We start from the raw sequence: 17,240 nt of genomic DNA, 5'->3' as shown, positions 1-17,240 counted from the left end.
CGGCCGGCCCGGCGGCGAGCACGCCCGCCGCGACGGCCGCGCCGAGCATGCAGGCGGCGGCCCGTCGAGAAGGAGTGGTGACAGGGAAAACGTATCGTGTCCGGATCACCCGGCATTTGTAGCGGGTCCAATTACCCCTGACTATCGCCGGTAAGTGCTAATACACTCTTCGTAGCCATAGTCCGGAGGGAAAACTGGCCGCCGCCCGTGCGCACCCACCCGGCGGCCGCGTCAGGCGCCGACGTAGTCGGCGAGGTGCTGGCCGGTGAGGGTGGACCGGGCGGCGACGAGGTCGGCCGGGGTGCCCTCGAACACGACCCGACCGCCGTCATGACCGGCGCCGGGGCCCAGATCGATGATCCAGTCGGCGTGCGCCATCACGGCCTGGTGGTGCTCGACGACGATCACCGACGTGCCGGCGTCGACGAGCCGGTCGAGCAGGCCGAGGAGTTGTTCGACGTCGGCGAGGTGCAGGCCGGCGGTCGGCTCGTCGAGGACGTAGACCCCGCCGTTGGACGCCATGTGGGTCGCGAGCTTCAACCGCTGCCGTTCCCCGCCGGAGAGCGTGGTCAGCGGCTGGCCGAGGCTGAGGTAGCCGAGGCCGACGTCGGCGAGGCGGCCCAGGATGGCGTGCGCCGCCGGCACGCGCGCCTCGCCGACGCCGAAGAACTCCGCCGCCTCGGTGACCGGCATCGCCAGGACCTCGCTGATGTCCCGCCCGCCCAGGTGGTAGGCGAGCACGGCCGCGTCGAAGCGCCGGCCCTCGCAGTCCTCGCAGGTGTTCGCGACACCGGCCATCATCGCCAGGTCGGTGTAGATGACCCCGGCGCCGTTGCAGGACGGGCAGGCGCCCTCGGAGTTGGCGCTGAACAGCGCCGGCTTCACGCCGTTGGCCTTCGCGAACGCCTTGCGGATCGGTTCGAGCAGCCCGGTGTAGGTCGCCGGATTGGACCGTCGCGAGCCGCGGATCGCCCCCTGGTCGACCGACACCACGCCCGCTCCCGCCGGGATCGACCCGTGCACCAGCGAGCTCTTGCCCGACCCGGCGACACCGGTGACGACGACGAGCACGCCGAGGGGGATGTCGACGTCGACGTCGCGCAGGTTGTTCCCGTTGGCCCCGCGGATCTCCAGCGTCCCGGTCGGGGTGCGCACCGACGCCTTGAGGCTGGCCCGGTCGTCGAGGTGACGGCCGGTGACGGTGTCGCTGGCCCGCAGCCCGTCCACGGTGCCTTCGAAGCACACGGTGCCGCCGCCGGCGCCCGCGCCGGGGCCGAGGTCGACGATGTGGTCGGCGATCGCGATCGCCTCGGGCTTGTGCTCGACGACGAGCACCGTGTTGCCCTTGTCCCGCAGCCGCAGCAGCAGGTCGTTCATCCGGGCGATGTCATGCGGGTGCAGGCCGGTGGTGGGCTCGTCGAAGACGTAGGTCGCGTCGGTGAGCGACGAGCCGAGCTGGCGGACCATCTTCACCCGCTGTGCCTCGCCGCCCGAGAGCGTCCCCGACGGCCGGTCGAGGCTGAGGTAGCCCAGGCCGATCTGCGCGAACGAGTCCAGGGTGCGCCCGAGCGTCGCGAGCAGCGGCGCCGTCGACGGGTCGTCGAGGCCGCGGACCCAGCCGGCCAGGTCGCTGATCTGCATCGCGCAGGCGTCCGCGATGCTGATCCCGTTGACCTTCGACGTCCGCGCCGGCTCAGCCAGGCGGGTGCCGTCGCATTCGGGGCAGGTCGCGAACGTCACGGCCCGTTCCACGAACGCGCGGACGTGCGGCTGCAGCGCGTCGACGTCCTTGGCCAGCATCGACTTGGTGATCTTGGGGATGAGGCCCTCGTAGGTGAGGTTGATCCCGTCGACCTTGATCTTCGTGGGTTCCTTGTGCAGGAGGTCGGCGAGTTCCCGCTTCGTGAACCTGCGGATCGGTTTGTCCGGGTCGAAGAAACCGCAGCCGGAGAAGATTCGGCCGTACCAACCCTCCATGCTGTAACCGGGAATCGTCAGTGCACCCTCGTTCAGGGATTTCGCGTCGTCGTACAGCGCGGTCAGGTCGATGTCGGAGACCGCCCCGCGGCCCTCACAGCGCGGGCACATCCCGCCGAGCCGGTTGAACGTCTTCTTCACCGCCTTGCTGGCGCCGCCGCGATCGATCGTCATCGCGCCGCTGGCGCTCACCGACGGCACGTTGAACGAGTACGCGTTCGGCGGGCCGATGTGCGGCTGGCCCAGCCGGCTGAACAGGATCCGCAGCATCGCGTTCGCGTCCGTCGCGGTGCCGACGGTGGACCGGGGGTCCGTGCCCATCCGGCTCTGATCGACGATGATCGCGGTCGTCAGCCCGTCGAGGACGTCGACCTCCGGGCGGGCCAGTGTCGGCATGAAACCCTGCACGAACGCGCTGTACGTCTCGTTGATCAACCGCTGCGACTCGGCCGCGATCGTGCCGAAGACCAGCGAGCTCTTGCCCGAGCCGGACACCCCGGTGAACACGGTGAGCCGGCGCTTGGGCAGCTCGACGCTGACATCCTTGAGGTTGTTCTGCCGCGCGCCGTGCACGCGGATCAGATCATGGCTGTCGGCTGCATGGCTCGGGGCGGCGGGGCTGTCCGCGGCGGGGCTGTCGGCGGCCGTGCTCATCGCGTGGTCTCCCTCCGCCCGGACCGGCGGTGCGGCCGGGCGCTGCTGTCGGTCGGTCGTCGGCGTGGCTCAGCGCAGCTGCTGGATGCGGATCATGTTGCCGGCGGGGTCGCGCACGGCGAAGTCGCGCACGCCGTAGGGCTGCTCGGTCGGCTCCTGGACGATCTCGGTGTCGCCGGCCTGGACCTGCTCGAACGCCCCGTCGAGATCATGGGTGGCGAGCAGGAGCATGCCGTAGGTGCCCTTGGCCATCATCTCGGTGAGGACGCGGCGCTCCTCCTCGGTGACGCCCGGGTCGGCCGCCGGCGGCGTGAGCACGATGGCCGTGGTGCCCTCGTTCCTGGGCCCGACGGTGATCCAGCGCATCGTGCCGCCGCCGACGTCGAGGCGGACCTCGAAGCCGAGAACGTCACGGTAGAAGCGCAGGGACGCCTCCGGGTCGGTGTGCGGGAGGAAGGTGGAGTGAATCGCGATGTCCATGGCGGTCACGCTACGGTCGAGCCGCTGACCTGCGCTTCTCGATTCCTGACCGGTCTGGTCGCCTGCTTCGTGACGCACGTCGGCGGCTCCGCGACGGGGTTGGCGCCGTCGTCGGCGCGGCCCGGCGCCTGCTGGCGTCTGTAAACACTCGGCGGCACGCCGACGAGCTCGGTGAACCGCGTGCTGAACGTGCCCAGCGACGAGCAGCCGACCGCGAAGCACACCTCGGTGACGGACAGATCGCCGCGGCGCAGCAACGACATCGCCCGCTCGATCCGCCGCGTCATCAGATACCCGTACGGCGACTCGCCGTACGCCGCCCGGAACTGCCGGCTCAGATGCCCCGCCGACAGGTGCACCCCGCGCGCGAGCGCCTCGACATCCAGCGGCCGGGCGTACTCCCGATCGATCCGGTCCCGCACCCGCCGCAACCGAGCAAGGTCACGAAGCCGCTGCTCGGGATCGGGTCTGCTGGTCACCCCCGCAATGGTGCCACGTCACATCACTCCGGTCGGATAGCTACGTGCCGCGACCGGTCGTGGAGCGGGGTCGCTGGTGGTCTGGAACGGTGGTCACACCTGGTCGCGGCGACCGTGAACCACTGCCGAATAACTGCCATCATATTTGCTTAATGAGCTAAACGATCACCGTCTCTGGCGTAGTCTGCGCAGATATCACCGTTTGGCCAGAGAAGAGGCTGATGGACTTCAGGGCGCTCATCGGGGAGCTTGGGCGTGACGGTGGTGTTGCGATCGAGTCGACAGATCTCCTGGCGGCCCAGGTGCATAAAATGGGGGGAGAGAAATCTAAGGCGGCGCCCATTTACAATTACCGGAAGAGACCGCGGCCGGTCTCGGTCCCGCTCGGGAGGATAACTACCAGCCCGGCGGAGGTCCTGCACGAACTGGGCGGCGCTACAACGTTCTTCGTGCGCTCCCCGTTCAGCGACATCGCTCGAAACTGGGCGCACGTACGCTACTGTTCGGCGCTGACCTGGTCAGACGGGTGGCTTGCCCTCTCCGCGGAAGCGGAGGATGTTGTCTACCATCACAAGGTGATGCAGTCGGAGCAGCTGGGTATCGGATTCGGTCTCGTCGCTGCACGCAAAGTGTTGCAGAAATTGTATCCACGCTGGCATTTCGATGTCATCGACGCTGACGCCGCACTCGTGGCCGGACAGGTATCTGGCGTTCGCGCGACGTCAGGCCGGCGGGCGGGCAAGCAGAGACCCGATTATTTCCTGGTTGGTACGCACAGCATGGGTGGATCTGTCCAGTCCAAGATCTGGGTCCTTGAGTGCAAGGGCACACATGCTTCTGGCCCCTACCATATAGAGCAGCTGGCGAAAGCGTGCGTTCAGGTCGAGACGGTCGAGATTGGGACTGCTCCACCACCTGCGCTGATGGTCGCAACAAAGCTCGCGGCAAATCGAATCACAACCTACGTTCTCGATCCTCCTGGTGAAGATGAACTGTGGTCGGGAGCCGAGGAGGAATTCGACGAAGTAATCAATGAGTCGGCCACCGAGGTGGACCTGCCGATTCGGACACCGGATCTGGACGAGATGGCTGCCAGACGGGGAACATGGAACGACCACGGCGAGGAACCCGCTGGCGAGGAATCCGCTGATGAGGAAGTGGTCAGCCGTGATCCCGAAGAGGCTCTGCCGCCCAGCGACGACGAGCTCCTGGAAGGTCCCCCGGTGATCTCCATTTCCGATGGTCGACGCCCGTGGTTCCTTCGTTTACTCACCAGATCCTCGGCCGCCTCCGCTTTGCTGTACGCGGGGGATCCCGCGACAGCCGCCCTGTACGCGACACGCCGTCAGCAAGGGTTGCCAGATGTGGACCAGATGTCTCTGTTCGGGACGGACCTGGATCGGGGCGCAGATGCGGTGCGCACGGATTTCGAGCTGGCGGGCGGTCTGACGTTCCGTGGCATTCGATATTCGATGAGCCTGCCGGACGGTCGAAGACTGGTGATCGATCGGGGCATTGAGTCCGGGCTCGACGCGTTGCTGAGAGATGGCCAACTCGGACGCTACCTGCGTGCGGCCGGGGCGGTGCGTGGCCGCTGGCTCGGCGTACAGAGTGGCACCGGCGTCCTGGCAGACGTCAGCTCGGTCGGGTCAAATGGAACTGCGCTGCGCATCAGTCTTCTGGACGGAGGCTGATCGGCGGTCTTGGAAGCGTGGGCGGCGCCACCGCTGGGCTCGCGTGTGGCTGCCGACTGAGGTGTGCGTCAGGCCTGAGGATGACCTCGCACGCAAGGCGCGGCAGCGCGACTTGCGTCGCGATCCTGACCTGAGCCGGTCGGGACAGCTCGGTCAGCGGCGCCCGTCAGGCTGACTGGCCAGGCCGGCGCTCGCCGGGATTCGTCGGACGGGCCGGAGCCCAGCCCGCGAACGTTCATCGACGTGCGAACCGGGTGGCGAGGTCGCGGGCCCATCGGGCGGCGCTGGTCGCCGGTCCGGCGGCCAGCGGGCCTCCCGACAGGCGGTCCAGGCGCTCCACGTGCTCGGCGAAGGTCCGGTGCTCGCGTTCGGCGTGCTCCCGGCAGGGTAGGCAGGTGACGGTCTCCGGGCGGCGCGACGTCATCGCGTAGGGGACGCGCAGGCCGCATCCGGTGGTGACGACGGTCGGCGCGTCCGGTGCGCTTCCGACCGTGGCGACGACCAGGTTGCGGTAGGCCGCCCCGGTCTGTAGCACCCGCTCGTCCACGTGGATGTGCGGATCACCCGGGCCCGTCGACACCCCTTCAGTATGTTCCGGTCGGCATGATCTGGTCGGCGAGGTCGGCGAGGTCGGCGAGGTCGGCGAGGTCGGCGAGGTCGGCGAGGTCGGCGAGGTCGGCGAGGTCGCGACACCGTGACGAGGCGGCCGTTTGACCCCGCCGGGCCTGACGACCAGGGCGGCGGCAGGTTTGCTGGTCAGCACTTTGAATTCATGATCGTGGTGTGTGGGTTTTTCCACCGCCCAGTGGCCGCGGGACGTCGAACGCGTCAGCGTTGAGCAGAGCGAACACTCGGCGGAACGTCGAGGCGTCCGGGACCCGCGCGATCCCCAGTGCCGAGCACACCGAACGCGGGTGCGCTGCTCGCGACAGCGGTGCACGCCGAGGGTGTCAACGATTTCCACGGATCATGACGCCGGGCTGTCAGCTGCGCGACACCCGGGAATCATCCCAGCGCAGCCATCGGCGTGATCGGCGCTCCGACCAGGAGCTTCTTCTAAGAATCGTCATTGTGGCGGCGGTGGGCCGGCGTTGGCTCGCGCTGGGCCCTGGCTACTGTTCAAGAGCCGCATAGACGGATCGGGGATTGCGGTTGCTGTGTCGACAGCGCCCTGGCCGGCGGGCCGTGGCTTTCATTGCGATCAGCATATGGTGTTTCATCGCCATGCTTTCTGGTTGTGCTGACGAGGTTGGCGAAGCTGCGCCCTAAAAACACGGAGAGATGAGGGAAGATGGTACTGGCGACACGCCGCAAAAAGCGGCGAAAGATACTCGCGAGCTGTGCGGCGAGTTTTCCGTCCGTGGCCTTGATATCCTTTTCTGTTGCGTGGTTCGTGGCTCCTCTCTACCTTACTGCCGTGCTTTCAGTGCGGTTGTTGGCGTGGCCAGTAATATGTAGGGCATATCGGACGCGGCCAGCCGATAACCTTACCTGCGAGGCGGTGGTTATCGGCACGATAGCTGGCTGTGTCAGTCATCGCGAGAAAAAGGCGCGTGCACTGCGGGCTGTTGTCAGCCCACGGCATCCTCGTTCTCCGTTTCAGGCTGCGCTTCGTCGGCTTGGCCTGCGTCAGGCGACTCCGGGAACCTTTCGGGAGCCCCCTGGTATGCCGATTCACGTCACTTTCGAGAATGCACTGATCATTTATGGGATCGGTCTGTGTGTAGTGGTGGCGATGGTTGGTGGGGTCACCCGCATGCTGATCGGCTGACGTGCTCGCGGGCAGTGCTCCCGCGTGGTCGACGACAGCTTCCCACCAGTCGTGGTGTGCCGTCTCTCGTCGTTGTTGGTGCACCGTGTCGGTCCAGGAGGAGTGGAAAAAGTGGCCCGAAGGGTTTGGGTTCGTCCCCATGTGCGCAATGGGCGCAGGGTCCGTGGGTACTGGCGCGGAGGACGTGGGTTCTCACGGGTCTCCCTCGCCATCACGGCCGTGGTGACCTTCAGTCTCACGGCTGGCGGCATAGACACAGCTGTCTCGGCGGGTGGCGGTGTCTCGGTGAAGCGCCCGCCGGGACAGCAACGGTCGGCTCGGAACTGTAGCCAGTCCCGGCCGTGCACCGAAGCCGAGATCACAATTGGCGACCTGCGTTCGATCGAGGTGCGCCTGGCACGCAAGGGCCTTCAGGTGAACGGTCGCTTGCAGAACGATGGCACCCACTGCGCCGACCATTCCTACGGCACGGTGCTGGAGTTCTTCCGCGAGCACCCGTGCGCCGCTCTCTACCGCGCGCAGTTTCAGGGCCAGGACAAGAAGGGGGATGTCGTCCTGATCGCGGTTTCCTGGGTTCGGATGGCGGACCAGGAGACTGCCGCCGTCTACAAGAAGATGGTCGACGCCTACGGCACCGGCAATGTCACCGAGCTGTCACGGGAGGGTGGGAAATACCGCACGGTCCGCTACACGGCCCGGAACTACGCCTCGGGTCGCCGGGGCAATATCGTGGTCAATGCGCAGGCGGAACCGGTCGTACGGGGCTGGGGTGGTATCGCTCTCGCAACCATTGCCAACGAGGCGGCCCGGTGACATGACGTGGACCATCTCATCGATCTTGTCTGGCCTTGACCGGTAGCAAAAGGGTGTCGCTACCGATGGTTGTCCGGGGACAACATGTCATGCGAGAGACCGCGCGGCGGCTTCCGACCGCGGCGGAAACCCGCCTGGGTGGATGGGTCGGCAGGGGAATCACCTGCCGACCCATCCACCTGCCCGGAGGGCACGTCCGCAGCCGCCGGGACGACCAGCGGGGCGACATCCCGCAGGAGCAGGGCGGCGCTCACCTGGGTGAGCATCCATGCACTCTGTACCCGTTTGACCACCCCGCTCGGAGCGGATGTCAACGAGTGTGGTCAGCGGGCGCGGCGTGCGCTGAACGTCGCGGCGCTGTGGGTTGGTTGCGACCTGGTTCGCGCCGCGGCCGGCGCAGCGGCCTCGTGAGCGGGTGCGCTGGCGCGAGCCGTCGCCGCGAGCGGTCGGGGTGCCGCCGCTCGCCCGGGACGGTGGTTGCGGCCGCCGGCGGGGCGGCGTCCGCGCCGGGTGCCCGTTCGAGGGGTCGGCTCGGCGCCGCGATGTCCACCGGCCGGTGTGCGTTGGCCTGGCGTGATGCTGGTTTCCGGCTCGATCGCGGGGCTGGTGAGCGACCGGGCGCCGGGAGCGAGCCGGGCGAGGATCGGGTGATCGGCGGAGGCGACCCGGGTGGTCGTCGGCCTGATGCCCGCGGCGCGGGCCAACTGCGTGACCTCACCGAGCTGTTCGGTGGTCGCCAGGGTGATGACGGTGCCGCTGTTGCCGGCGCGCGCGGTGCGCCCGGAACGGTGCAGGTAGGCCTTGTGATCGGCCGGCGGATCAGCGTGGATCACGAGGGCCACATCGTCCACATGGATACCGCGGGCGGCGATGTCCGTGGCGACCAGCGCCGAGGCCCGGCCGGTGCGGAAGTCGTCGAGGTTGCGGGTACGGGCGCCCTGGCTCAGGTTGCCGTGCAGTTCGACCGCGGGCACGCCGGCGAGGTTGAGGCGGCGGGCGAGCGCCTTGGCCCCGTGCTTCGTGCGGGTGAACACCACCGTGCGGCCCGGTGCGGCGGACAGGTCGACGAGCACGGGGAGCCGGCTGTCCCGCTCGACGTGCAGGAGATGGTGGTCCATGGTGCCCACCGGGGACTGGGCGGAGTCGGCCTCGTGCACCGCGGGCCTGCTGAGGTACTGGCGCACCAGGGTGTCGATGGCCTTGTCCAGGGTGGCCGAGAACAGCATGCGCTGCCCGCCGGTCGGGGTCTGGCCGATCAGCCGGCGCACGGCGGGCAGGAACCCCAGGTCGGCCATGTGATCGGCCTCGTCCAGCACGGTGATCTCCACCTGGGCCAGCGAGCAGTGGCCCTGCTTGAGGAGATCCTCGAGCCGGCCTGGGCAGGCCACGACGATGTCGGTGCCCCGCCGGATCGCGGCGACCTGCGGATTCTGCGCGACGCCGCCGAAGACGGTGCACGAGGTGAGGCCGGCCGCGGCAGCGAGCGGGCGCAGCGCCGTGTCGATCTGCGCGGAAAGCTCGCGGGTGGGTGCCAGGATCAGCGCGCGCGGGGCCCTGGCCCGGGCCCGGGGGCCGCCGCAGAGGCGGGTGACCACGGGCAGGAGGAACGCGAGGGTCTTGCCGGAGCCGGTGCGGCCGCGGCCGAGGACGTCACGGCCAGCGAGCGCGTCCGGCAGTGTGGCCCGCTGGATGGGGGTGGGGGTCTCGATGGCGAGACGGGTGAGAACGTCGGTCAGGCGCGTGGGCACGCCAAGTTCGGTGAACGAGGACAAGAAAGATCGCTATCTGTGTGATGTCCCGCCGAATTCCGGAGATCCGAGGATCTCAACCGGTTACGCGCGGAGCTGAGACCCGATGCTGGGCACTAGGTGCTACGACGCGCGGACAACTCGCGGCAGGAGCTCGACGAGCTGATGCATCGAGTATAGCTGATCCGTGTGACGGTGCGTGCGGGCGTGCGGGCGTGCGGGCGTGCGGGCCGGCGCCGCGGCCGGGTCGGCGGACACGAGAATGGCCCGCGCCTGGCAGCGGGCCATTTCGGGCGGGGTCGGTCAGCACCTGATCGTGACCGTCGCCGTGGCGAGCGCCGGCGGGAGCTTCGCCACGTCGATCCTGAGGACCTCGCCGTCGTCGACGATGCCGCTGGCGTCCAGCGTCTCCTGGCGGACGAGGTACCTGTGGTGGACGAGGTACCGGCCGGTCGTCGTCGACTTCACCGGCGCGCATGCCGTCGTGTCGGACAGGCCCGACGCCTCCCACACGGCCTCGTCCTGGCCGAGCAGGTGGCCTATGCCGAAGTCGCTGTCGTGGGCGAGATACAGCGTCCCGCCGCCGATCGGGTAGCCCAGCGGGTTCGTACCGTCACCCCGGACGTCGGTCGCGCCGGTCAGGTCGATCTCGAAGAGGTCCTTGACCGCCGGCCTGCCGGGCTCCTCCTGGTTGCCGTCACGCTCGTCGACGAGGAACTTCGTCGCGGACAGCGCGCTGATCTCGCTGACGGTATTGCCGGACGTGCCCGGGTTGTCGAGCAGGTACAGGTACTCGTGGGTCGCCCTGGTCCGCAGCGGCCGGCGAACTGCTCCGGCTGGCTGCCGGCGACGCCAGTGGGCTGCCGCTGCGGCTGCTCACCACCGCCCCCGACGCCGTCGACGACGCCGGACTACGCGCCGCGGCAGGCGACCCGCTGGAACTGGCCGACACGGCTCGCGGGCAGGTTCTGCCGCACCCGCTGCAGCCCGTCGCTGTCGAGACGGACGAGGGGGAGTCCGAACCGGCACCACAGTTCGTGTTGCCTCTGTTCGAGAACGTGCCGTGGGGTGACGACGAGAACGCGGTCGGCCCGTCCCCGGCGGGTCAGCTCGGTGAGCAGCATGCCGATCTCGAGGGTTTTGCCGAGCCCCACCGCATTCGCGATCAAGATCCGTGGTCGGAGGTTCGCCGGGGAGAGCGCCTTCGCCACGGCCTGCCGCTGATACTCCAGGCGGTGCACGAGCATCCCGTCGGACACGGTCAGTGAGGCATCGCCGAAGGGCATGGGGGTGCGGCGCAGGGTGGCTTCCAGCCACAGACGCGTGCGACGGTGCCGCGTCGAGTCGTCGGCAGAAGCTTCGCCTCGCGAGGGTCCAGCAGTTCGATGTGGTCGAGGCCGCTGAAGAACGTCGCGGTGGTCTCCCGCACGAGCTCGCCGATACCCACGACGTCGAGGCGCCACGACTCCCCAGCCTGCTCCGCGGCTGTGACCAGCCATTCCTCGTCTCGAACCACTACCACCGAGCCTGGCGCATACGTCGTCAAGCGTCCTGCCCCCCGTTCCCCCCCGTGCACGTCCTAGCGCGACGGGTAAGCATATAGATAGGGGTTTTGAGTGATACGTGGTGTTCTTGATACCCAGCGCATCAGCTGGCGTTCGGGTTCCTCCGCCCCTCACGGAGCGTTGCCATGACTGCCCTTTGTTAACGGTGAGTGAGAAAATCTGATCCCTCGTGGTCCGTCATGTCGGCCGCCAGGCGAATGTCCTCTTCGAGGCTCCAATGCCGGACGTCCTTGGCTCGGTCGCAGCGAGGGCGGAACGGTTGCAGGGCGTGGCTATACGGGTGGGCGCGCGGAAGAACTGAACGATCGGTTGGACTGAGACGGCCGACGATGCGGTGGCGACTGGTCTGGGTCGCTGATGGTCACCGGCTGGAGTACCGGGTGGCGAGGTCCCGGGCCCAGCGGGCGGCGCTGGTGGCCTGTCCGGCGGCCATCGGGCTGCCCGGCAGTCGGCCCAGGCGCTCCACGTGCTCGGCGAAGCGCAGGCGCTCGCGTTCGGCGTGGTCCCGACAGGGCAGGCAGGTGACGCTTTCCGGCCGGCGCGAGGTCATCGCGTAGGGAACGCGCAGACCGCACCCGGTGGTGACGACGGTCGGCGCGTCCGGTGCGCTGCCGACCGACGCGACGACCAGGTTGCGGTACGCCGCCCCGGTGCGCCGCACCCTGTCGTCAACGTGGATGTGCGGATCGCCGGGGCCCATCTCGCCATTTCCAAGACGGGGTTGATCACGCCCGTTGGGCTTCGATACCCGGAACGGTTCTCTGACCTGCTCCCATTCCTACCGCTTATGCGGAAGCGATGTGTCTGGGCCGGCGGTTTTGTAGCCTGCCACGGGCCAGTCCGATACCCTGCGTCTCGTCTGGCCTAGCTCGCTTGGAGGGCAATGACTTCATCTGCTGTCTCGGTCGGGAAACCCTGTCATACCGGCAGGCATCCTGGGGCAGGACTACATTTTTCTTTGGGGCTGACTTGCGGGGGGACCAGTGGTACGCGGACAGCGCCGGCTGGTTAGCCTTCGGCGGGAAAGCATCTGATGCCCGTGGATCGTTCCGGGGCGGGCCCGGAGAAGCCTGTCGACGAGGCCGCGCAGCCTGACCGCTCCGAAAACGATCGCCTCGACGCGAAACTCCGCCTGCTCGATGGATCCGAGGAGGTCCTGGCCGCGTGGACCGTGGCGTGGCGGATGGCGCGCAACCGTCGCGCAATGGGCCGACGGCGATCGAGGCGAAGCTGGCGGCGTTCGAGCGAGCCCATGACAGGGAGCGCGATGGCACGACCCACGGCGGCGGGGAAGCCGCAGACCAGGCTGCCCGAAAGCCCTCGTCCCACTCGGAATCGCCGCTTGACCGAAAGCTTGCACTGCTGGAACGGGCGGCGGCCCGAGCTGATTCGATCGGTGCGGCGCAGGTTGACCGGGCAGAATTGGACGATGGAGGACTCCGGGCGGGCAGCCCGGCTTGGTTCGGCTTCATCCGCCGGACAAAACCGGAAATCGGAGCGCCGTCATCCGAGGGGCATGTCACCAGGGGAATGCGGGATGTCTGGTCGAAATATCCCGACGATTACCTGCCGCCGGACGCGGCGAATTCCCGGCCTGACGTCAGACGGCCGCATCAGCATCCGGTCGAGTGGGTCGAGGATATCAACCCGGACCGGGAAGCCCCAGGCCGGGACAACAACTGTGGTGACTGCACGCGGGCCTCGGAACTGACCTGGCGGGGAGAGCCATCCAGCTCTGCCGCGCTGGCCGACCCGGTGGCGCGGGGCGAACTGATCGGACGCATGAAGGAGTGGGCCGGCGCCGAGCTCTGGTCGACCGACTCTCCCGGCATCGAGGCGGACCTTCGACAGGCTGGCCGGGGCAGCTCCGCGCTTGTGCTCGTAGAATGGCGCCACGGCGGAGCGCACTGGTTCAACGCGGTGAACGACTCTGGACGTGTGATGGCCGTCGACGGGCAGGTTGGGACCACGGAGGCCTGGCCACCGTCCGAGGAGATAACCGGGTACTCGGATCTGGACGTGGCGGCCTACTATACGATTCTTTTTGATAGAAATGGCGAACCAGTCCGGAGGGATGTCGAATGATCGGCGAGGATGAAGCGGTTGGGATTGCGCTCGCGCTTCTTGGTCGTCCCAGCGACGATCCCAACCAGCCATGGCATCTCATGGAATTCGAGCAGGGTTGGCTCATCGATGAGACCGGCTATCTCGCGGGAAAGGTCGCGGGATCTCTTGGTCGGGTGATCGAGAAGGAGTCCGGCCGGGTGGTCCGTTTCCCGTCCGCGGTCCCGACCCGTCGAATCCTCAGCGACTATGCGGCCGTCGCGCACAGGGGACGAGTGGAGACGGTGTAGCTGTCGAGCCCCGCTGCGCCGGAACCCGGAAGCGGCGGCGCGTCGCACGCACTCACCGCAGTGTCGATGAGGCGTGGAAGCGCTCGGGTGAGCGCGACTATTCGAAGATCTTGTGAGTGCCGACCCGTAGCCAGACGATGTGGGGGCCTTCGCGTCCCTGGGGCGGTCGACCGTAGGCCCAGAGAGCCCGGCCGTCCGGTCCCCAGGTCAGCTCGTACCAACCCGGGCGGGTCTGAAACCTCTTCACCCGCAGCGAGGGATGGAACTGCTCGGCATCCAGGCCGGCGAGGAACAGTCTGCGGGCCCTGATGAACGCCGCGCGTTGTTCGGGACGCAGCCGGCGCCAGTCCGCCCAGAAGGCGGCGGTGGGCTCGTATGTGGGCACATGGCTACGTTAACCCGACATCATCGTACAGTGACAATCGGCTTGCGCTGCGTGGGGATAACTGGATCAGCCGGTCTCGACGCCCTCGTACGGCATGCCGGCGAGCAGGCGAGCGAAGGTCTCCTCGTCGCAGACGACCGTCCGCCCGGCGCGGAGGTCCTTCAGGCCGACCTCGAAGGCCTCGGCCCAGGCCTTGGGTGGGTCGCCGCTGATGACCTCGACGCCGGGCAGGTCCTCATCCACGATCACGAGATCGGGCAGGGGGGCGTCACCGGGCACGCTCATCGGTAACCCCTTCCCATCGCAGTCCAACGGATCATCCCCACGCGTGTGGGGCAGGAAACCGCCTCACTATACGCCAGGTCAACCATGGGTTGATCGTTTTTTGCGCGTGCCGGGGTAGATCTCGGAGGTGTAGTCGACGCCTGCGGCGTCCAGTATGCGTGGGTCGGAAAAATCTGCGTCCGTATCAGCACGAATATGTGGCCAACATCTTGGCTGGTGCAGCCCGCAGCGAGCTTTGCGAGCACGTCGACCTCTCGGCTCGTTACCCGCCACTTCTCGTGATCGCAGCGGGAGTCCCTCTCGGCGTTGACCGCGCGATGAAGACGATCCGTGCGCGTCGGCAGACCGGACTGCGGGGCGGTGGTCCGGTCAGGCATTGGTCGTGGCCCGTCCCGGCAGGAGGAAAGCCGGCAGCGCACCGGCCAGGACGCTGGCGATCAGTATCCAGAACGTGTGCCCGAAGGCCCGCTGGACCGCCCCGGATCCACCGGCTTCGTCTGCCGAGCCCAGTCGCCACTGCAGAACGGCGCTGACGAGGGCGACACCCAGGGCTCCGCCGAGTTGCAGCACGACGCGGCTGGCGCTGCTGGCGTGGGAGATGTGGGTTCGGTCAAGTCCGTGGTAGGCGGCGCCGAGGATGAGCACGGTGACAACACCGACGCCGGCGCCGCGGATCACCAGGGCGGCTCCGAGCAGATATGGGTTCGGATCGCCATGCGTCGCAACGAACGGCAGGGACCCGAGCGCGGCCAGGCCGAGGCCTGCCAGGACGACAGCGCGGACCCCGAGCCGGCTGGTCAGACCGCCGCTGGCGGATCGGGCCAACAGGGCACCGACTCCCTGGAGTCCGAGCACTGCCCCGGTGGCCAGCGTCGAATAGCCCAGCACGCGTTGGTAGTACAGAGGCAGCAGGATCAGGGCGCCGTAGAAGTAGATGCCGGCGAGCAGCATCAGGGCACCGGCGCCAGCGAACGTGGGCCGGGCGAACAGGCGGACGTCGATCGCCGCCGCGGGTGCCCGCAGCGCGTGCCGGACGAACGCGGCCAGCAGAACGACGCCGGCCAGGATCGTCAGCGTCGCCCGCGTGATGTCCCCGCCGGGGCCCCCGATCGTTGACAGTCCGTACACCAGCAGGGAGAGCGCAGGGGAGAGCAGCAACAGCCCTCTGACGTCGAGCGAACCTCCGCGGGTGGGGGCGTCGTGGGGCAGGGTCGCCGCCGCCAACGCCAGCGCGATGAGACAGATCGGAACGTTGACGAGGAAGATCCAGCGCCAGCTCAGATGGGCCAGGACGAGGCCGCCTACCGCCGGCCCGACAACCGGTGCGACAACGGCCGGGATGCCGATGGTGGCCATCGCCCGTCGCGCTCCCTCGGGCCCGACGGCGCCGAGGAGAACGGTCTGCAGGACCGGCATCGTCATCCCGGCGCCGAGGCCCTGCAGGATACGGAAGGCGATCAGGCTTTCCAGGTTCCAGGCCAGTGCGCACAGGGCCGAGCCGATGAGGAACAGGCCGAGCGCGGTCATCCACACCCTGCGGCCGCCGTAGCGGGTGACCCCCCAGCCAGTGGCGGGTATGGCGATCGCCGCCGCCATGGCGTAGCCGGTAACCACCCACTGGTGTTGTCGACAGTGCGGCGTCGAAGGTCAGCGAAAGCCGATCGATCGCGACGTTGACGATGGTCGCGTCCAGCAGTGGCAGCACCGCGCCGAACAGAAGGGCGACGACAAGCCGCCGGGCGTCCACCGTGGGTTCGGGTCGGGCTGGTTCGACCCTGATCTGTTGGAGCACTCCGTCCCTCCACCCCTCGTCGGGAGCGTGTGAATTGCACGCATCGAACCGTACGCGAGATGCATGCAAAATGCACGCTAGTCTTGGAGTGGTGGGAGACGAACCGAGCGAGCGGCTGGACGCGGGACTGGGTGAGCTGCTGCAGCGACGGATGCGGTTGGGCCGGTACTCGGATCTCGTCGCCGATAGTTGTCGCCGCGGTCAGCTTCGGTGCTCAGAGGCGGGCGCCCTTGCGTTGGTTGCAGCGGCGGCACAGGAGTTGCAGGTTGTTGAGGCTGCTCGCGCCGCCGCGGCTGTGCGGGATGACGTGGTCGAACTCCAGGTACTCGCGGGCGTGGCACTGCGCGCAGGCGCCGCCGTCGCGCTGCCAGACCGCCGCCTTCACCTCCTGTGGGATGGTCCGGCTGTCGCGCGCCCCGGGGGCGATGACCAGTCGGCGGGCGACCCGCATCGTGCCGGAGAGCACCGCGGCGACGTACTCGGGATCGTCCACCCGGTAGGTGCCGCCGCCTTTGGCCGTCGTCGCGGAGATGACCACATGGCCCAGGGCGGCTGTCACCTCGACGAGCTTTCCCCAGGCGACCTCGCTGCCGCTGCCGTTGACCGCCAGGAAGCGAAGCTTGCTGTTGCTGGCGACCAGCCGTCCCTGGGTTTCCTTCGTCCCGCTGGCTAGCTGGCGGATGTGGACGACGCCCTGGTCGAGATGCACGATCTCGTCGAGGCCGAGGTGCAGCGTGGGTGAGTGCACCGTCGGCAGTTTCCCGGCGCGCAGATGGGACAGCTCCAGGCCGCGGCGCAGCCTGCCCCGCATGTTGTCGATGGCCGGATCGCGCAGGCCGAGTCGGCGGACCTCGCTCTCGAAGAACGCGACCTCGGAGTCCTCGATGATCCCGTCGTCGAACGCGAACGTGACGACGCGCTGCAGATGCCCCAGGACGACCGACCGGTGAATGGCCTGGCCCATGGCCGCCGGCACCCGGTGAAACCGCAGCTCAGCCCACAGCTGGTCCATCGCCGCGGAGCCCTGCGCGCCCGGGCGGGGCGCCGACCCCGGCGCGGTTCCCACCACCTGGGCGAGCCGGGTCTGCCAGCCGCCGAGAAGCTGCCGGATCTGGATCTCACAGGCCGGACACGGCGCGGACGGCGCCAGCGTCTGATGTCCCAGCGGGCGCCGCTCGGCCTGCCGGGCGCCGCAGCGTTCGCAGCAGCCGGAGCCGGGGGCGACCCGCGGTCGCCGCTGCTC

17 protein-coding genes and 1 pseudogene are annotated in these 17,240 nt (G+C 68.3%); 5 read left to right on the top strand and 13 right to left on the bottom strand.

The window, feature by feature from the left end:
* Nucleotides 1-231: 231 nt before the first annotated feature.
* The 3 genes from MXD58_RS06490 to MXD58_RS06480 all read right to left on the bottom strand — a co-directional run bounded on the left by MXD58_RS06490 (nucleotide 232) and on the right by MXD58_RS06480 (nucleotide 3,590).
* Entirely contained in the window at nucleotides 232-2,631 is a 2,400-nt protein-coding gene (locus MXD58_RS06490) for an ATP-binding cassette domain-containing protein (protein WP_248836900.1), read from the bottom strand.
* Nucleotides 2,632-2,700: 69 nt separating this feature from the next.
* Nucleotides 2,701-3,111 (bottom strand): VOC family protein, encoded by a 411-nt coding sequence (locus MXD58_RS06485; RefSeq protein WP_248836899.1) that lies wholly within the window; start codon nucleotides 3,109-3,111, stop codon nucleotides 2,701-2,703.
* Nucleotides 3,112-3,116: 5 nt separating this feature from the next.
* The gene (locus MXD58_RS06480; protein ID WP_248836898.1) at nucleotides 3,117-3,590 is read right to left on the bottom strand and encodes a helix-turn-helix transcriptional regulator; all 474 of its coding nucleotides are present in this window, start codon (nucleotides 3,588-3,590) and stop codon (nucleotides 3,117-3,119) included.
* A gap of 221 nt (nucleotides 3,591-3,811) precedes the next feature.
* On the opposite strand from MXD58_RS06480, the gene MXD58_RS06475 reads away from it, so the two are divergent.
* On the top strand, nucleotides 3,812-5,284 hold the full coding sequence (locus tag MXD58_RS06475; protein ID WP_248836897.1) for a hypothetical protein: 1,473 nt from the start codon (nucleotides 3,812-3,814) through the stop codon (nucleotides 5,282-5,284).
* Nucleotides 5,285-5,519: 235 nt separating this feature from the next.
* Here the strand turns inward: MXD58_RS06475 and MXD58_RS06470 are convergent, their stop codons facing one another.
* A complete protein-coding gene (locus MXD58_RS06470) occupies nucleotides 5,520-5,831 on the bottom strand; it encodes a hypothetical protein (RefSeq protein ID WP_248836896.1) in 312 nt (103 codons plus the stop codon).
* A 4-nt stretch (nucleotides 5,832-5,835) separates the two neighbouring features.
* Between MXD58_RS06470 and MXD58_RS06465 the strand changes: the two genes are divergently transcribed.
* Nucleotides 5,836-5,982, top strand: a complete 147-nt coding sequence (locus MXD58_RS06465) for a hypothetical protein (RefSeq protein ID WP_248836895.1) — start codon at nucleotides 5,836-5,838, stop codon at nucleotides 5,980-5,982.
* Between the two features lie 1,358 nt (nucleotides 5,983-7,340).
* Nucleotides 7,341-7,868, top strand: coding sequence for a hypothetical protein (locus MXD58_RS06460; protein WP_250609115.1), 528 nt, complete (start codon nucleotides 7,341-7,343; stop codon nucleotides 7,866-7,868).
* Nucleotides 7,869-8,191: 323 nt separating this feature from the next.
* Here the strand turns inward: MXD58_RS06460 and MXD58_RS06455 are convergent, their stop codons facing one another.
* The 5 genes from MXD58_RS06455 to MXD58_RS06430 all read right to left on the bottom strand — a co-directional run bounded on the left by MXD58_RS06455 (nucleotide 8,192) and on the right by MXD58_RS06430 (nucleotide 11,881).
* A complete protein-coding gene (locus MXD58_RS06455; RefSeq protein ID WP_248836893.1) occupies nucleotides 8,192-9,616 on the bottom strand; it encodes a DEAD/DEAH box helicase in 1,425 nt (474 codons plus the stop codon).
* A gap of 303 nt (nucleotides 9,617-9,919) precedes the next feature.
* Nucleotides 9,920-10,432 carry an esterase-like activity of phytase family protein gene (locus MXD58_RS31625; RefSeq protein WP_284677951.1) on the bottom strand — a complete coding sequence of 171 codons (513 nt, stop codon included), beginning with the start codon at nucleotides 10,430-10,432 and terminating at the stop codon, nucleotides 9,920-9,922.
* 95 nt (nucleotides 10,433-10,527) lie between these two features.
* Complete coding sequence (locus MXD58_RS31620) at nucleotides 10,528-10,902, bottom strand: DEAD/DEAH box helicase family protein (RefSeq protein WP_248836891.1); 375 nt, start codon at nucleotides 10,900-10,902, stop codon at nucleotides 10,528-10,530.
* Nucleotides 10,878-11,162, bottom strand: coding sequence for a hypothetical protein (locus MXD58_RS31615; protein WP_250609114.1), 285 nt, complete (start codon nucleotides 11,160-11,162; stop codon nucleotides 10,878-10,880). The genes MXD58_RS31620 and MXD58_RS31615 overlap by 25 nt, the downstream gene beginning before the upstream one ends.
* Before the next feature lie 380 nt (nucleotides 11,163-11,542).
* Nucleotides 11,543-11,881 (bottom strand): hypothetical protein, encoded by a 339-nt coding sequence (locus MXD58_RS06430; protein WP_248836889.1) that lies wholly within the window; start codon nucleotides 11,879-11,881, stop codon nucleotides 11,543-11,545.
* Between the two features lie 464 nt (nucleotides 11,882-12,345).
* Between MXD58_RS06430 and MXD58_RS30600 the strand changes: the two genes are divergently transcribed.
* Nucleotides 12,346-13,266 (top strand): toxin glutamine deamidase domain-containing protein, encoded by a 921-nt coding sequence (locus MXD58_RS30600; protein ID WP_248836888.1) that lies wholly within the window; start codon nucleotides 12,346-12,348, stop codon nucleotides 13,264-13,266.
* Nucleotides 13,263-13,535 (top strand): SUKH-4 family immunity protein, encoded by a 273-nt coding sequence (locus MXD58_RS06420; protein ID WP_248836887.1) that lies wholly within the window; start codon nucleotides 13,263-13,265, stop codon nucleotides 13,533-13,535. The genes MXD58_RS30600 and MXD58_RS06420 overlap by 4 nt, the downstream gene beginning before the upstream one ends.
* 97 nt (nucleotides 13,536-13,632) lie before the next feature.
* Here the strand turns inward: MXD58_RS06420 and MXD58_RS06415 are convergent, their stop codons facing one another.
* The 4 genes and pseudogenes from MXD58_RS06415 to MXD58_RS06400 form a co-directional block, all read right to left on the bottom strand.
* Nucleotides 13,633-13,920, bottom strand: a complete 288-nt coding sequence (locus tag MXD58_RS06415) for a hypothetical protein (protein WP_248836886.1) — start codon at nucleotides 13,918-13,920, stop codon at nucleotides 13,633-13,635.
* A 66-nt stretch (nucleotides 13,921-13,986) separates the two neighbouring features.
* Entirely contained in the window at nucleotides 13,987-14,205 is a 219-nt protein-coding gene (locus MXD58_RS06410) for a hypothetical protein (RefSeq protein WP_248836885.1), read from the bottom strand.
* A 369-nt stretch (nucleotides 14,206-14,574) separates the two neighbouring features.
* A pseudogene (locus MXD58_RS06405) lies at nucleotides 14,575-15,822 on the bottom strand (DHA2 family efflux MFS transporter permease subunit); the annotation flags it as partial.
* Between the two features lie 389 nt (nucleotides 15,823-16,211).
* The coding region (locus MXD58_RS06400; protein WP_250609113.1) for an HNH endonuclease at nucleotides 16,212-17,240 on the bottom strand (1,029 nt) is incomplete at its 5' end.

Source organism: Frankia sp. AgKG'84/4, assembly GCF_023242965.2.
Classification (GTDB): domain Bacteria; phylum Actinomycetota; class Actinomycetes; order Frankiales; family Frankiaceae; genus Frankia.
The sequence above is the reverse complement of the archived record's forward strand: the minus strand, read 5'-3'. Positions and strand labels throughout refer to the sequence as shown.

Coding starts and splice junctions, on each gene's coding strand:
- MXD58_RS06420 (WP_248836887.1), top strand. CDS start 13,263: ATGATCGGCGAGGATGAAGCGGTTGGGATTGCGCTCGCGCTTCTTGGT.
- MXD58_RS06485 (WP_248836899.1), bottom strand. CDS start 3,111: ATGGACATCGCGATTCACTCCACCTTCCTCCCGCACACCGACCCGGAG.
- MXD58_RS06490 (WP_248836900.1), bottom strand. CDS start 2,631: ATGAGCACGGCCGCCGACAGCCCCGCCGCGGACAGCCCCGCCGCCCCG.
- MXD58_RS06465 (WP_248836895.1), top strand. CDS start 5,836: ATGTGCGGATCACCCGGGCCCGTCGACACCCCTTCAGTATGTTCCGGT.
- MXD58_RS06475 (WP_248836897.1), top strand. CDS start 3,812: ATGGACTTCAGGGCGCTCATCGGGGAGCTTGGGCGTGACGGTGGTGTT.
- MXD58_RS31620 (WP_248836891.1), bottom strand. CDS start 10,902: ATGCCCTTCGGCGATGCCTCACTGACCGTGTCCGACGGGATGCTCGTG.
- MXD58_RS06430 (WP_248836889.1), bottom strand. CDS start 11,881: ATGGGCCCCGGCGATCCGCACATCCACGTTGACGACAGGGTGCGGCGC.
- MXD58_RS06410 (WP_248836885.1), bottom strand. CDS start 14,205: ATGAGCGTGCCCGGTGACGCCCCCCTGCCCGATCTCGTGATCGTGGAT.